Raw genomic sequence first — 14,589 nt, forward strand, 5'->3', positions numbered from 1 at the left:
AAAGAACCTATGTGAGCATAGGTTCTTTTTGCATTGGTTCCACATGAATATGTGTGTACCAAATATTGTGATAGAGTTGCAACTTTTCTTCAATTTCATCGGTAATACGATGACTGTCACTTACATCCATGTGTGCATCTACTTTAATTGTAATATCAACATAAGTTTGATTTCCATACATTCGCGCTCGAATATCCACAATGTGTTCGACGCCTGCAATTGTTTTTACTGTTTCAATGTATTTTTCCATATTGTCCGGGTCAATACCATCTGTTAGCATATGTGATGCTTCTTTAAAGATGTCCCATGCAGTTTTACAAATAATCATACCAACGAGAAGTGCTGCAATTGGATCAAGAAGAGGCATTTGAAACTGTGACCCCAAAATACCAACAACTGTCCCAAGACTTACGAGAACATCAGATAAATTATCTTTCGCTGCAGCTTCTAGAGCTTTACTTTTTGTTTCCTTTGCAATTTTGCGATTATATATGTATACGCTATACATAACAGCGGCACAAAATAAAGCAACCCAAGCTGCAAATAAATTGGGTGTCGTTTGTTCTTCTTTGAAAAAGGATTGAACAGCATTCACAATAACTTCTAATCCGACAGTCATCATGATAAATGACGCGACGAGTGAAGCGATTTGTTCAGCTCGTGAATGACCATATGGGTGATCAAGATCGCGAGGCTTTCGAGAAATTTTTAATCCAATTAAAACAGCTAGTGATGCTCCAATATCGGTCAAATTATTAAGACCATCTGCACGTAGTGCGCTAGAAACAGCTATGTAGCTTATTACAATTTTAATGGTTGACAAAAAAATATATGCAGCAATGCTTAGTATTGCCCCTTTATCAGCAGCTTTGTTAGAAAGTGACTCCATGTTTCTCACTCACCTTTCTTTCAAAGATTCTCTATGTATAAGCGTATCAAATGAAAGTCGTGTGGGTCTATACAAACATTGTTGTGTACTTTTAGCTTTTTGAGGAAGAGAGAACATTGTTTCGTAAGGGCAAAAAAAGTTCGCTCATAAAAAAGACAAAAAAAAGCGCTTAGATATACCTAAGCGCTTTTTGTATGCTATTTATACCATTTTAATATACTTCTAAAAACTCAGTAACTTGCTCTTCTGTCTTTGCATTTGCACTATGTAAATGTCCAAGTTTTTCACCGTTTTGATACACTAATAAACTTGGGATTCCCATTACTTGATATTCCTCAGCGATACTTGGGAACTCATCTTTATTAATGGAATACCATTCAAATTTATTGAACTCTTCCATTACATCATCGATAAAGTTATCCATACGTACACAATCTGGGCACCATGTTGTAAAGAATTTAACCACTACTGGATTTTCCTTTGCGATAAGATCGCGAAACTCTCGTTCAGACTTGATTTCTTTCATGTTTTTGACTCCTTTCAATGTAAGACGAATTTGCTAGTATTTTTATGCAAAACTCGTATTTGCAAACATTAGTGTTTTTGAAATAGATTGTTTGCAAAATCTTCTACAGCTTTTTCTTGAATACCTGGTACAACGTGAGAGTAGGTATCCAATGTGATGCCTATTCTTTTATGTCCTAATCGCTCACTGACAATCTTCGGATGAATACCTTGTTTTGGCATGAATGTTATGTGAGTGTGCCGAAGATTATTGAAGCGAATATCAGGGACTTCACTTTTCTTTATAAGCTTTTTCTACAAATGTGTCAAACTTTTGAAATTGCAGGGATGCTTGTTAGATGTGAAACAGATTAATTCGAAGTCATTATATTCCACTACTATAGCGTTCTTTGTCCGTATTAATTCGGCCAAGTTGTTCTTCTAGAGCATGTAATGTAATTTCAGGAAGAACAATTAATCGTTTTCCGGAAGAAGTCTTAGGTTCATGAAATTCTTTTATAACATGAGAAAGAGTTGGTTGCAGAAACAAAACTTCGTCTGTAGGTAGAAGAATATACAGAATTTTATCAGAAGCAATTCCGTGATCTCGAGGAAGATTACAATTCCTTGAAAAATGAGTTTAACGCCATCACTGAAACAGATTTTGAACAGCGGGCGGAAATCAAGAAGTTACACGAGCTGATTCAAATATCACATACCGAACTGGAAAATGAGTGCTCAATCCGTCTTGAATTTCAAGGTAAGTCACAAGCATTAGGGATGGCTCTCGAAGCTGTCTTGTAGGTGACCATCATGAAACTGACAAAAGAGGAACGTACAAAACTCACATACGAAATTGGAGACATTATTGAGCAGAAATGTAGACGATGCGTATATAACAAATCATCTGAAGAAAGTTTTAATGTCACTGTTTGTCCTACTTGCCCAACTGGCGTGGAATTACTCCAGTTGGGGCGGTATTTTGATTCTGGAGAGAGAAATCGACGTGGCCTAAAGAAGAATACGCCAGCAGGATTGACGCCGGAATTTGTTCGGAAGTTGAATGAGCAAGGCATTCCAGATATAGAGATTAGCATTATGTTTGACCGTAGCGGCTCGTATGTTTCGAAATTAAAGCGGTAATGGCAGAAGGAAGGTCTTTGGGTGGGAACGACAAAGACGTGGAATCGGGGGGGCGAAGTAGTACTAATTTTGAATTTTATATAAAAGGAGAATGAAAGAAATGAAAAAGAAATCTCTTGATGATATGACACTTGAGGAACTATGGGAAGAAATCGAAAAAGAAGACGGAATTCAGATTGATTCTGAAAGCTAAAACTAAACAAAAGCGTTATTTTAGTCAAAGGAGCAGATAGCGAAGGTTAACTGCTCCAGTACCTAAGTTATGTAGTTTAGATCAAGATATCAGCTAGGATAAATGTAGCTGCTATTAAAATTAGAAATTCAAATAAAATTAAAGAATACTTTTTCTTTTCTTTTTTAAATTCTTTTATTAAACCGAATGCAGCACTTATCCCACAAGCGATATATATACAAATTACTATGGCTTCTGACATTTTTAACACTCCTAGAATATTAATATTTTTATTATATAACGAAAAAGAAATATATGTAAGGTTCCAACAAAATCCTTATTTGGGAGAAAGGGAGAACGGGAAATGAAATATGCAAAGGTTAGCGGTAATAATGTGGTAATTAAACTACCGATTGATATGTTAGTAATCGCTTTTAACAATAATCCAAATAATTATGATGAAGAAATTAAGGTCAAATACAAAAGGAAGTTTGCTGAGGGATTTGCTGAACATGTAAACGAACATAGCAGCAATGCAGAAACAGGTTTGACAGTATTTCAAGAATGGATTGACCAAATTGCAAAGCTGTCTGATGGTTCAATATATGAAAAACAAGATAATATTTATATTCACCAAACTACGGGATATTGCGAAGATAATTATTCGGGAACAATAATCAAACCAATTACAGGAACGACAGCTCTTGTTATTGGATACGAGTGTTAAGTTTTATAACAAAAGCGTTATTTGGTAGGGAGGTAACGAATTAGATAATTCGTTTTACTTAACACTTTCCAAAATTAATCTTCATAACATATTTTGTAGTCACTTATACGAAAGTGAGTTGAATAATAATGTTTTATCCTTATCTTAACAACCAAATGAGAATTCCTGCTGGGTATGGTGCTAGTGTAACGTCTAGTGGAGCGCAAAGTACAATTCAAGCTGTTCAACAAACATTACAAGCACAGCAACAGGCGCAACAAATGCAACAAAGTATGCAACCTTATTATCCATTGCAATATTATTACCCAATGCATATTACACAATATGGAATATCTTTTTCAACGATTCCGTATGGAACTGAATACAATTTATAGTAAATAATAATAAAAAATAATAGCTGTTTAATGGAAACTTATTCATGTCAGTAAAATTTGATCCGTTTGAGGATTATCGCAATGAAGGAAAACGAAAGTGGTACAAGTTCAATAAAAAGAGTAGCTAGCAAAAGCTAACTGCTCTACAAAAGAAATATGGGGTCGCTTCGCTAAAATTAGCTGAAACTAGCTGTAGTATAAAAGGGATTTGAAATATTTTGCAGTGGAGAGAAAAGGATAAATAATTTTAGGCTGTTCCAATTTGATTTTGATCAGCTACATCTGAATCAAATGTATTCGTACCGCTTATACCGTTAAAGGTATTAAGAACAAAAGCAACGTTAGATGAACCGGATCCGTTATAAGCTTTCGTATTTTCTTTCGGAGATACATTATAGAAGTCTCCTAAGTTAAAAGAACCGTTACTATTTTGAACGACTAAGTTCCCAACAACAGACGGCATATTTTCACCTACTTTATCAGGGATTGCTTAAATCACTATATGATTCATTCTTCGAAAGGGTTCGACTGTAATTTATTCATGGAATTGCGAAGGGATTAAAACAAAAATTTCATTTTGTAGTGAAGTAAGGGGAAAGTACTGGACAAATAAATAAAGACACTCGAATTGAGTGCCTTCTCTTAGCATCAGCAGCCAAATCCACCGCCTCCAAAACAACTACAACCGATTATGATTAATAAGATAAATAACACAATCAGTAAGGCGAAGCCGCCGCCGAAGCCACCACAACCAGCTCCAAAACCCATGGATCTATTCCTCCTTTGGTGAGGAAAAAAACTATGAGGGGTTGTTATAGATATTCCAGCGGATTTACATTACATTATGTGACGTGGATCTAAAGAGTGCATGTATGTAAAGAAAGCTAATTTAGCAGCTCTAATTACAATTTGAAGAAGTTACATTGAAAAGAGCAGCTAGCAAAAGCTAACTGCTCTCAATGGAAAAGTGGCAATAGCTGCAAATACGGAGTCGCCTGTTTGTACTATGTGCAGATGGAGAGATGTTATGCAGGAGGGGAAGCGTATCGTATGGAACAAATGTCATTTTTCGAGGACATCGATGAAAGAGAGATGCGTAGGTTAGTAGTAAAGGAATTGAAAAACTACAAAGCGCTACGAGTTCAGATGCAGAATAGACAGGAACGGAATGCAGCAGGATACGCTGTTCTTTTTCCAAAAATGAAAGATGATCAAATTCATGAGATTAAATTTAAACAAATTGAACGGGCATGGGCGGTAGGAACCCGCGATTAAGGTGGTAAGATTCCCTTACTTGAATTATTGAAGTTAATTAAAACAAATTAAGACATATTCTAGTGTGGCGAGTGTGAAAATAATCGCATTCGTCATACTGTTTTACATCTCATTAAGCATAGTTACATCAATGCGATGTTTAAAAGATGTAAAACCACCATCTCGGAATGACTTGCAACATTTCCTTTCGTTTTGATGAATATTTCTTTTAGTCGAAATGCAAATTAAATTAATGAAAGGAGTGGGATGGATGATTAAACAACAAGGTTATGATGAGTTAAAACTTCATGAAGGAGAAACATTGACTAAGGCTTTATTGAAGTTGAATGAGGATACTCGTCGAGAGTCTGAAGCGCAATACGTTGAGATTCATCAAGTTGTACCTCATGGAAATCATCGTTTTACAGTAATACTTAATATATATAAGTGACGAAATTAAAAAGGCATCCATAACGGGTGCTTTTTTATTTTGTCTTGTAATTCTTACTTTTAATATTTATTGCACTAGATAACTAAACGTAAAGGCATGCTAATGTTAATAGTGCGCGTATCCAGCTTAGGTCATTGTCTATAATAATCTTTGAAATGAATAGAACTGCATTAAAAACAAACAAAGGAAAAAGAGAATTATATCTCGTTTTAAAGATTTTAAACTCTGCATAATATTTACCTCTAATATGATATTACATTGAGGGATATAGAACAGCAAAATTGTTTTACCAAATTATAGCGTGGCGTTTTATATATATAAAGAACTGCAATTGAAGTAGAAAAGTAGTGTGAAAGGAGGAGAAATATATTGAATGGAACAACTTACAAAGTATGATGTGTCCTGATGAAAAAAGAAGAACAAAATTAAGCGGGATATACTGAGATAGTGATAAAACTGGAAGGACTTGCTGTTATTTTAAGTGTTCATACAGATTATGAGACAAGCTATCGAATACAATAATGTAAAAGGAGAAAATAAATCATGGGATATATCATAGATATTTCAAAATGGAATGAAAATATAAATTGGGATATAGCTGCCCAGCACATTGATTTAGCAATCTGCCGTGTGCAGTATGGTTCCCGAAAAATAGACGAGATATATACAGACCATGTGGAACATTTAGAAGCACGAGGTATTCCCCATGCAGCTTATGCTTACGGATGCTATGTATCTGTGGCAGATGCTATTGTAGAGGCGAAAGATTTTATGAACCGAGTAAGCCTAAATGCTAAATTTCTAGTTCTAGATGTTGAGAATGATACTTTAACAAGCTGCGGAGCTGCTAATCTAGCAGAAGCGTCGCAGACCTTTATTGATACATGTAAGGAGGCTGGATGGAAGGTAGGGTTATATGTATCGCACTATATGTACGGATCTTACGGATTACAAAATGTGAATGCAGATTTCATATGGTTACCTCGTTATGGAACAAATGACGGAACACCACAAGTAAAACCTGATTATGCGTGTGACTTGTGGCAATACAGTGATAATGGTTATGTTGAAGGGATTGGGAAAGTTGATGTGAACCTATTAACAGGGGACAAGCCGTTAGAATGTTTTATAGGCACAGAGTCCTATCGTATTTATGTAGGGGATTTCGATTCTGTTGAGTGGACTGCAGATGTATTGAGAAAAATTAAAGAAATATTACCAGGATATGGTGTTTGGGTACAGTGTCTAGATGATGGAAATCACCGCATTGCAGTTGGTGATTTTAATTCAAAAACATGGTGCGATGAGACATTCGCGAAGTTGAATGCAGTGTATCCGGGGTATGGAATGTGGATTTCAGAAATGTAATGAGAAAAGCTGGCTCATGAGAGTCAGCTTTTTTTACTTACATTATTATTGTGCTTATAAAAACTATAAAGAAATTGGACAACTAACAGTTAAGTATGGTGTGTTTGCAAAAGTATACATCGAAAATGGAATTTAAAGGTAGTTTGTCATATCAATATCCCCAATATTGATATGGAATTTGTGATTGATAATAATATGATGGATGTTGGGGATGTGTTTGATTTTGGTTAGGTATATGATGAATTGTATTTCGATGTTGACTTTGATTACAGTCTTTTGGAGGACCAATTACAGTAGTAGATTGAATAGGAGCTACTGCTTGCTTCCATTGTTGTTCATCAAGACAATAAGTATGGGCCATTACGTTGGATGGAGTTAATCTTAAAATATCTGATCCAAAAATAGCTTCTGGAGTAGGAGCATTAAAAATGGCTAATAAATGTGTATTGTCTACAGTGGCAATTTCATAATGCCACCAACCTTGCGGTACATTAGTAACTTGACCTGGCTTTATAGGGAAATTAAGAATTTGATTCGTAAATGGGTTAAGTAAGGAAACGATAGCTGCACTAGAAATACAATAAACTAGTTCAGCGGCATTTTGGTGTACATGAGGCTCTACAACATTATCCGCGCTTAAAAAAATGTCTAGTAAAGATGTATTATCTAATGTATTTAATTGTTTAATCCCTAACACGTTTATATAATTTTGCGCATCCTTTGTGAAAAAATTACTTTTACTTACATCTTGAGCGAATTGGATAGAAGGAGAGGTGTAATTTATATAAGAAGTCATCACTTTTCCTGCTTTTCTGTTTTGAAATATGTCTAGGTATATGGAATATGTGCAGCAGTCTGTGTAACCTTAAATTTAAAACAAGGAACAAAATTGGATCGTTTTTTTTAGAATTATAAATATAAAGGAGAAATAAAATAGCAGAAAAATTGATTAAAGTGAAATGAATATTAGTGGGTATTGAAGTAATATGGTAAATTGTTATTATTGGAATTTTCTGTTCAATAAATAAGTGTAAAAAATGTGAGGTTAGGAGAATTAATTTGAGACAATTTAGCTTGTGTTCTGAAACTGAGAGATTAGTATTGATACCTTATCGGAAAGAAGACTTTAACAATTGGCTTATACAATTTGCAAAGTCAGTTCCTAGGAAAGGTGGCCTAAGTGATGCTGCAGAAAGTTGATGATTCAAAAGCTTTAGAAAATCAACCGGCTTGGTTACAAAGTTACATTGATTCTCCAAAAAAACAACGACAGTTATATCAACGGACGTTGATTATAGTTGTCATTTCACAAATTTTCGGTGGTGCAGGACTTGCAGCGGGCGTAACCGTCGGTGCACTCCTTGCACAAGACATGCTAGGTACAGATAGTTTTGCAGGGGTTCCGGCTGCGTTGTTCACTTTGGGTTCTGCTGGGGCAGCGCTACTTGTAGGGCGACTCTCTCAGCGTTTTGGACGACGTTTCGGACTCGCGACAGGATTTTTGACTGGCGGTATCGGCGCAATCGGAGTGGTGATTTCAGCATTAACTAATAATCTTGTACTTCTTTTTGCTTCACTACTAATCTATGGTGCTGGAACTGCTACAAATTTACAAGCACGCTATGCAGGTACAGACCTAGCAAATTCTACACAGCGAGCAACAGCAATCAGCATTGCAATGGTGTCAACCACTTTAGGTGCTGTCGCAGGGCCAAATTTGGTTGATGTAATGGGTCGATTCGCAATAATGATTAAAGTTCCTGCTCTAGCCGGTCCGTTCATTCTAGCAGCTGCAGCCTATATCCTTGCCGGTTTGGTACTTCTAGCTCTACTTCGCCCAGACCCTCTCGTTGTTGCGAAAGCAATTGCAGATGTGCAGAGAACGGACGGGAGTAATCTTTCAGATGAAAAATCAAGTAAATTAGCAATAAAAAAACGAGGAATCGTTGTTGGTGCCACAATCATGGTCTTAACACAAATTGTCATGGTTTCAATTATGACAATGACACCTGTACATATGGGACATCATGGACATAGTTTGAAAGAGGTAGGACTGGTAATTGGTTTTCATATAGGTGCAATGTACTTACCATCTCTTATGACTGGTATCCTCGTAGATAAGATTGGACGTACTGCAATGGCAATCGCTTCTGGTGCCACTCTACTTGCTGCCGGTGTTTTGGCAGCTGTTGCACCTGCTGATTCCATGTTAGTACTCATCATCGCGCTCGCTTTGCTTGGGCTTGGTTGGAACTTTGGCTTGATTAGCGGCACTGCGCTCATCGTGGATGCAACTACTCCGTCCAATCGCGCAAAGACGCAAGGATCTGTTGATGTCTTGATTGCTTTGGCGGGGGCATCAGGGGGAGCACTATCGGGCATGGTCGTAGCTCATTCCAGTTACGCAACACTTTCATTTGCCGGAGGTATCCTTTCATTACTGCTTATCCCAGTCATTGTCTGGTCTCGTGGTAATCAAAAGAGGGCTAATAGAAGCTAATATCGGTTTAAAGTCAGAGTAAATTATCCAACTTTTGAATGAATATAAATCAGTCTCAGGATTCATTCACATATTATAGAATAAAATGTAAAATATTACATAATAAAGAAAATGCGAATGAAAAGGAGTAATTTTTAAATGGAGAATAAAGGACTGAAAATATTCATTCATGCTAGTACTTGGTTTGCACCTGTATTAGTTCCGTTTATTATATTTCTTGTTAGTTCAGATCGAGAAATTAAAAGTTTATCATTACAAGCAGTCATATTTCATTTTGTAATAGGTGTATTAATTGCTATTTCAGTATTTTTTTCTTGGGTATTAATTGGAATTCCGTTCTTAATTATTTTTGGGTTAATTGCTTTAATTACTCCAATCGTCGGTATCGTTCGTGCGATAAAAGGTCGACCTTTTCAATATCCGATTGTTGGGTCATGGTTGAAGTAGAATTTACAAGTATAAAAGTGTGAAAAGGATAGCATGATGCTATCTTTTTTTTTTGAAAATCATCTTGTGAAAGCTGATTTCGTATGGTTACCTCGTTATGGCAATATACAGATAATGCTACGGGCGGTTATGTGGAGGGAATTGGTTCTTGTGATGTAAACTGCATATTGAAGTGTTTACTTTTTTGATTCTGAATCACAAAAGAAACAAATTAAATTTTCTGTCTCACTTTACGAGACACTAGTGAAATGAGGGAATAAGAAAATTTTTCCAAAACCATTATTTATTCTGAATTTTTAGAATATAATCATTTTAGTTTTATCGAGATTATCTATATAAAAATGGCAAGTCATCTTTTTATCTGTGTCCTTAAGATAAAGTTGAATCGTTTATAACAATCATTGTTTTTTACCTGAGATAAACATATATTTTTAGCAATTTAAAAAATGTTTTACAATTTAACGTATTTCCAACTGTTTGAGCGTATTTTTCAACAAACTCTATCTTGAAGCTGCAGTATATCTATATGGAGATATTTTATACTTATATAAAATAAGGTTTAAAAATTCTTTAGCCAATCGATAAAACTAAAAATATATTATGGAGGAAAGAATAATGCGTAGGAAAGGTTGGAGCAAAAAAGTATTAGCAGTAATTATGACCGGAGCGATTAGTCTTAATTTAGTCCCGCTTTCAGCTGAAGCAGCGAACGAATTTACCGTATTAGGAGTTGGCGATTATTATGGAACGAATGCAGATTTAAATAATGGAGATGCATATAAATTTAAATCTCGAATGAGTTCCCTTGGTTGGTCTATGACAGCTGAATGGTATGATAGAGCAGTGTATCACACTGATTTTACAAATTTCGGAAACCAATCAGATATACTCTATTTTACAGGACATGGTAATTCTACTGGGCAATTGGTACTTAGCGAAGGGACAAACCCAAATGCAACAGGTTATGAATACAATCTTGTAGCAAATTATAATCGAGTTGGTGGTGATATTAAAGGATACACAGATTATGAAAATGAAGATGCAGAGTGGATGATATTTGCCGCGTGTAGTGTTGCTAATCAGACTAACTGGGGAAGACAATTAACAAACGGCCTTCATCATATTTTTACATATCATAATGTTTCTAGTGATGGAGTAGATAGTTCTATTATTGATAACTTCATAGATCGTTCATTTGGCACAGGTGGATATACAGCAACAACTATGTTTTCAGCATGGATGAATGCAAATCGAATGTATTCAGAATATGACTGGGCTATTATTGGTCACAATAATAATAAAGGTGATTTCGTGCATGGAATCAAAACTGGTGCAACATCTGATATTATGGGGACATCAGATGTATATCGTTGGAAAGGTACTACCAGCGGCTACAGCTCTACAGACATTAGCGGTTATTTGAAATCCGGAAATTCTCTACACGTGGATACTACACAGGAAGAACTAAAGGCTTTGGAACAAAATTATAAATATAAATTTAAGGTTAAACCTGAAGAGATAAACGAGAAAGAAATTCTGCATAATCTACTAGGTGATAATTATAAAACAACTAAGAAAGCAGTAAAGAAACTAGATGTCTTGAGTAGTGAACAAGGAACAGTAGAGTTATACGATAATAACTCCTTTGTATTTAGTCGTGATATACAATTCAAGCCGATTAGTAAGGAACCAGAAGAGGTCATAAAAGAAATTAACAATTTTATTTCTAAAAATGGAGGAAACCGAAACGACCTTGTTCTTAAACAAGTTCTTCCTATGGCAGAAGAAACTCCTGAAGGCTTTCAAATTGTAACGGGGTATACAGTTACATTTGTTCAAAAACTCAATGGTTCTTATATTGATGGACCGGGAGCAGAAGCCATCGTTGTAGGGTATGATGCAGATGGTGTTAACTTTTATAAACGGAATGTAAAAGAAGTTACTAATAAAACAAGGGTTAAAGAAGGATCTATCCAGAAGCTGGGAAACGCAATCGGAAAATTTCGTACAGAAGCACCAAGGCATTTGAAAACTGGAGGTACAATTGCAACGGAAGAGTTGAATGTAAATAGTGCAGAACTAGTGTTTTATTCTGCTACAATGGGCGCCCTAGATTCCGATTTAGTCCCGGCGTATAAATTAAATATTGATAATACAAATGCTGTTTACGTGAATGCCCTTACTGGTGAGTACATTAATCCATCATTTGAAGAAACTACAGTAAAAGACGAGCTATACAATATCCCAGCCGAGGCAAAATCATATGAATACAAGCAAAAGTATTTAAAAGAATTAAACAACCAGACGCAAGATTTTAACCAAATTGTAGAAAAAGAATAAACCTATAGGGGTCACAACACCAATCTGGGAAGGCTGTACGATTTTCCAGAAATGCTATAGTGATCCTCTATAACAAGACCTCTTAAAGAATAAGTTATCACTTCTTTAAGAGGTCTTGTTATGTGTTGATTAATTTTACTAGTTTCTTGTAATTATTTTTTGTAATAGTATACCTATTGTCTTTCTCTTTTATTTTAGCTATTACAAGTACAATTTCGTTATCTAGGTCAAAAATTTTATATGTGTCATTTTTGACATGAATGGTATAATTGGGTTCAATATTCCCAACCATAGCATATTTCACGTTATCAGTCTCTCTCTGGTTGATAATATTGATAATTTTTTGATTAAATGGTACTTCTCTATTATTTATCTTCATTGTCTTTACATCAGAGTATTCCTTATTATTGCTAAGCGGACTACATGAAGTTAAGCAAAATAAAATTATTATTAGTAAAGTAAAAGTATATGTCCTCATTTTCTCCCATCCTTTACTTTTAATTATATACTACGGAATGTAAATTTTGTTATCAAAAATGCTAATATAAAAGATAATAACTTTATGTAAAACTAAAAAAATCAACATTTGTATATTGTTGGTTCATGGTTAAAGTAGAAGATACAAGTAAAAAGGATAGCGTGTTGCTATCCTTTTTTTAGTTGTAAATGATGGTGTGGAAGGTGAATGATTTCTGCTGGTAAATGCTTCTTTTCACTATTTCCAAAAAGTTAGATGCAAATGCAATTATTGTGTCAGAAAATAAAACAAATTGTAATTTTTAAAAAAGTCTGATATATTTGAATAGAAAGTAAGTGTAAAACAGGTGAAGATATGATGTTGATTTTATCTTTTTCAAAAGGAATTCTTTAAACCTAACAATGAGCAGAAAATATATTTGGAAACGATGAAATCCTTTGTCTGTTTGAGTACACGGGGAGGTGTTAAGTGCGAAGCTAGATACATTGTCTCTTCGAATTGTAGGAGTTTCTTCGGTGGTTGTTTGTATTGTTATGATTCAGTAATAGATTATCAAGTTTATGAGAAATTCTTTGTTTGGAACATTTCCTAATTTATCAACTCTTTTAAAACTATTAGATATGAACAATCTAAACATAGAAAACCTTGTACGCTGCTTATAAGTATTCTTTATTAGCGGATGAAATAACTAGAAGAGAATATAAGAGAAATATATTTGCGCAATCTTGGAAAGGCTTACAGAAATGTAAATGAAGATCTATTTGGATGGGAGGAAGATAAAATGGGAGCTGAAAAAAATTTTTTTCCAGGACTTGATGGGGTAGTTGCAGCAGAGACGAAGATTTCTTTTCTTGATACACAAAAAGGAGAAATCGTTATTCAAGGGTATGATCTGATTGAGTTATCTAAAACGAAAAGTTATTTAGATATTGTTCATCTTTTATTAGAGGAGAAACTTCCTAATTCAGATGAAAAAGCGGCATTAGAAGAAACACTAAAGCATGAATATGAAGTTCCTACTGGTGTTTTTGATGTTTTAAAAGCATTGCCAAAACAAACGCATCCGATGGACGGGTTACGTACGGGAATTTCAGCACTCTCTGGTTATGATAATGAAATTGATGATCGCTCATTAGATGTGAATAAAAAACGTGCTTATAAATTGTTAAGTAAAGTGCCGAATATAGTAGCTAACAGTTATCGAATTTTGAATAATGAAGAACCGATTGAACCAATTCAAGAATTATCTTATAGTGCGAACTTCTTCCATATGCTTACGGGCAAGAAGCCTTCTGAATTAGAAGAAAAAATATTTGATAAATCACTTGTTCTGTATAGTGAACATGAGATGCCTAATTCTACTTTTACGGCTAGAGTAATTGCGTCGACACAATCAGATTTATACGGTGCCTTAACCGGAGCAGTTGCTTCTTTAAAAGGTAATTTACATGGAGGCGCAAATGAGGCAGTAATGTACATGCTGCTAGAAGCGGGTACTGTTGAGAAATTTGAAGAATTACTGCAAAAGAAACTGTATAACAAAGAAAAAATCATGGGATTTGGACATCGCGTCTACATGAAAAAGATAGATCCTAGAGCGCTTATGATGAAAGAAGCATTAAAACAGTTATGTGATGTGAAAGGCGATTATACATTATATGAAATGTGTGAAGCTGGAGAAAAGATTATGGAGAAGGAAAAAGGAATCTATCCAAACTTAGATTATTATGCTGCTCCAGTCTATTGGATGTTAGGTATTCCAATTCAACTGTATACACCAATCTTTTTCAGTTCAAGAACGGTAGGCTTATGTGCGCATGTGATTGAGCAACATACAAATAATCGATTGTTCCGCCCACGTGTAAATTATATCGGCGAGCGACATGTGCTTAGCAAATAAAAACAACTGGGGAGTTGTTAAGGCCGCCCGCCATGTGGGTGT

18 protein-coding genes and 1 pseudogene are annotated in these 14,589 nt (G+C 35.1%); 11 read left to right on the forward strand and 8 right to left on the reverse strand.

Going from position 1 to position 14,589, the window contains the following annotated elements:
• Window positions 1-7: 7 nt before the first annotated feature.
• The 3 genes and pseudogenes from NKR74_RS10080 to NKR74_RS10090 all read right to left on the reverse strand — a co-directional run bounded on the left by NKR74_RS10080 (window position 8) and on the right by NKR74_RS10090 (window position 1,853).
• Window positions 8-889 (reverse strand): cation diffusion facilitator family transporter, encoded by an 882-nt coding sequence (locus tag NKR74_RS10080; RefSeq protein ID WP_253629439.1) that lies wholly within the window; start codon window positions 887-889, stop codon window positions 8-10.
• Window positions 890-1,100: 211 nt separating this feature from the next.
• Window positions 1,101-1,415 (reverse strand): thioredoxin family protein, encoded by a 315-nt coding sequence (locus NKR74_RS10085; protein WP_253629440.1) that lies wholly within the window; start codon window positions 1,413-1,415, stop codon window positions 1,101-1,103.
• 68 nt (window positions 1,416-1,483) lie between these two features.
• Window positions 1,484-1,853: pseudogene (locus NKR74_RS10090) on the reverse strand (tyrosine-type recombinase/integrase).
• Window positions 1,854-2,020: 167 nt separating this feature from the next.
• Here NKR74_RS10090 and NKR74_RS10095 point away from each other — a divergent pair.
• On the forward strand, window positions 2,021-2,197 hold the full coding sequence (locus NKR74_RS10095) for a hypothetical protein (protein WP_253629441.1): 177 nt from the start codon (window positions 2,021-2,023) through the stop codon (window positions 2,195-2,197).
• A gap of 9 nt (window positions 2,198-2,206) precedes the next feature.
• Window positions 2,207-2,536, forward strand: a complete 330-nt coding sequence (locus NKR74_RS10100) for a hypothetical protein (protein ID WP_253629442.1) — start codon at window positions 2,207-2,209, stop codon at window positions 2,534-2,536.
• A gap of 269 nt (window positions 2,537-2,805) precedes the next feature.
• Here NKR74_RS10100 and NKR74_RS10105 read toward each other — a convergent pair whose 3' ends face one another.
• Window positions 2,806-2,970 carry a hypothetical protein gene (locus NKR74_RS10105; protein ID WP_253629443.1) on the reverse strand — a complete coding sequence of 55 codons (165 nt, stop codon included), beginning with the start codon at window positions 2,968-2,970 and terminating at the stop codon, window positions 2,806-2,808.
• Between the two features lie 102 nt (window positions 2,971-3,072).
• On the opposite strand from NKR74_RS10105, the gene NKR74_RS10110 reads away from it, so the two are divergent.
• Together NKR74_RS10110 and NKR74_RS10115 are read left to right on the forward strand one after the other, a co-directional pair.
• Window positions 3,073-3,435: a hypothetical protein gene (locus NKR74_RS10110; protein WP_253629444.1), complete on the forward strand. Its 363-nt coding sequence runs from the start codon at window positions 3,073-3,075 to the stop codon at window positions 3,433-3,435.
• Window positions 3,436-3,563: 128 nt separating this feature from the next.
• Window positions 3,564-3,809 (forward strand): DUF3947 family protein, encoded by a 246-nt coding sequence (locus NKR74_RS10115; RefSeq protein WP_141524982.1) that lies wholly within the window; start codon window positions 3,564-3,566, stop codon window positions 3,807-3,809.
• Between the two features lie 247 nt (window positions 3,810-4,056).
• On the opposite strand, the gene NKR74_RS10120 is transcribed toward NKR74_RS10115, so the two are convergent.
• The gene (locus NKR74_RS10120; protein WP_098307308.1) at window positions 4,057-4,272 is read right to left on the reverse strand and encodes a spore germination protein; all 216 of its coding nucleotides are present in this window, start codon (window positions 4,270-4,272) and stop codon (window positions 4,057-4,059) included.
• Between the two features lie 185 nt (window positions 4,273-4,457).
• Window positions 4,458-4,577, reverse strand: coding sequence for a YjcZ family sporulation protein (locus tag NKR74_RS10125; RefSeq protein ID WP_253629445.1), 120 nt, complete (start codon window positions 4,575-4,577; stop codon window positions 4,458-4,460).
• A 282-nt stretch (window positions 4,578-4,859) separates the two neighbouring features.
• Between NKR74_RS10125 and NKR74_RS10130 the strand changes: the two genes are divergently transcribed.
• From NKR74_RS10130 to NKR74_RS10140, 3 genes are all read left to right on the forward strand, one after another.
• The gene (locus tag NKR74_RS10130) at window positions 4,860-5,084 is read left to right on the forward strand and encodes a hypothetical protein (protein WP_253629446.1); all 225 of its coding nucleotides are present in this window, start codon (window positions 4,860-4,862) and stop codon (window positions 5,082-5,084) included.
• Between the two features lie 250 nt (window positions 5,085-5,334).
• A complete protein-coding gene (locus tag NKR74_RS10135) occupies window positions 5,335-5,514 on the forward strand; it encodes a hypothetical protein (protein ID WP_098307310.1) in 180 nt (59 codons plus the stop codon).
• Between the two features lie 543 nt (window positions 5,515-6,057).
• Window positions 6,058-6,882 carry a GH25 family lysozyme gene (locus NKR74_RS10140; RefSeq protein WP_253629447.1) on the forward strand — a complete coding sequence of 275 codons (825 nt, stop codon included), beginning with the start codon at window positions 6,058-6,060 and terminating at the stop codon, window positions 6,880-6,882.
• A 151-nt stretch (window positions 6,883-7,033) separates the two neighbouring features.
• On the opposite strand, the gene NKR74_RS10145 is transcribed toward NKR74_RS10140, so the two are convergent.
• Complete coding sequence (locus NKR74_RS10145; RefSeq protein WP_253629448.1) at window positions 7,034-7,678, reverse strand: cupin domain-containing protein; 645 nt, start codon at window positions 7,676-7,678, stop codon at window positions 7,034-7,036.
• A 387-nt stretch (window positions 7,679-8,065) separates the two neighbouring features.
• Between NKR74_RS10145 and NKR74_RS10150 the strand changes: the two genes are divergently transcribed.
• The 3 genes from NKR74_RS10150 (at window position 8,066) to NKR74_RS10160 (ending at window position 12,169) form a co-directional block, all read left to right on the forward strand.
• Window positions 8,066-9,382, forward strand: coding sequence for an MFS transporter (locus NKR74_RS10150; protein ID WP_253629449.1), 1,317 nt, complete (start codon window positions 8,066-8,068; stop codon window positions 9,380-9,382).
• A gap of 138 nt (window positions 9,383-9,520) precedes the next feature.
• Window positions 9,521-9,829 (forward strand): DUF4870 domain-containing protein, encoded by a 309-nt coding sequence (locus NKR74_RS10155; RefSeq protein WP_098307320.1) that lies wholly within the window; start codon window positions 9,521-9,523, stop codon window positions 9,827-9,829.
• 615 nt (window positions 9,830-10,444) lie between these two features.
• Window positions 10,445-12,169, forward strand: a complete 1,725-nt coding sequence (locus NKR74_RS10160) for a DUF6345 domain-containing protein (RefSeq protein ID WP_253629450.1) — start codon at window positions 10,445-10,447, stop codon at window positions 12,167-12,169.
• Between the two features lie 118 nt (window positions 12,170-12,287).
• On the opposite strand, the gene NKR74_RS10165 is transcribed toward NKR74_RS10160, so the two are convergent.
• Window positions 12,288-12,647 (reverse strand): hypothetical protein, encoded by a 360-nt coding sequence (locus NKR74_RS10165; RefSeq protein WP_098307322.1) that lies wholly within the window; start codon window positions 12,645-12,647, stop codon window positions 12,288-12,290.
• 781 nt (window positions 12,648-13,428) lie between these two features.
• Here NKR74_RS10165 and mmgD point away from each other — a divergent pair.
• Window positions 13,429-14,547 (forward strand): citrate synthase, encoded by a 1,119-nt coding sequence (gene mmgD / locus NKR74_RS10170; RefSeq protein WP_098307609.1) that lies wholly within the window; start codon window positions 13,429-13,431, stop codon window positions 14,545-14,547.
• Window positions 14,548-14,589 lie beyond the last annotated feature (42 nt).

It is taken from the genome of Bacillus sp. 3103sda1 (genome assembly GCF_024159135.1).
In the GTDB taxonomy this organism is placed as follows: domain Bacteria; phylum Bacillota; class Bacilli; order Bacillales; family Bacillaceae_G; genus Bacillus_A; species Bacillus_A rhizoplanae.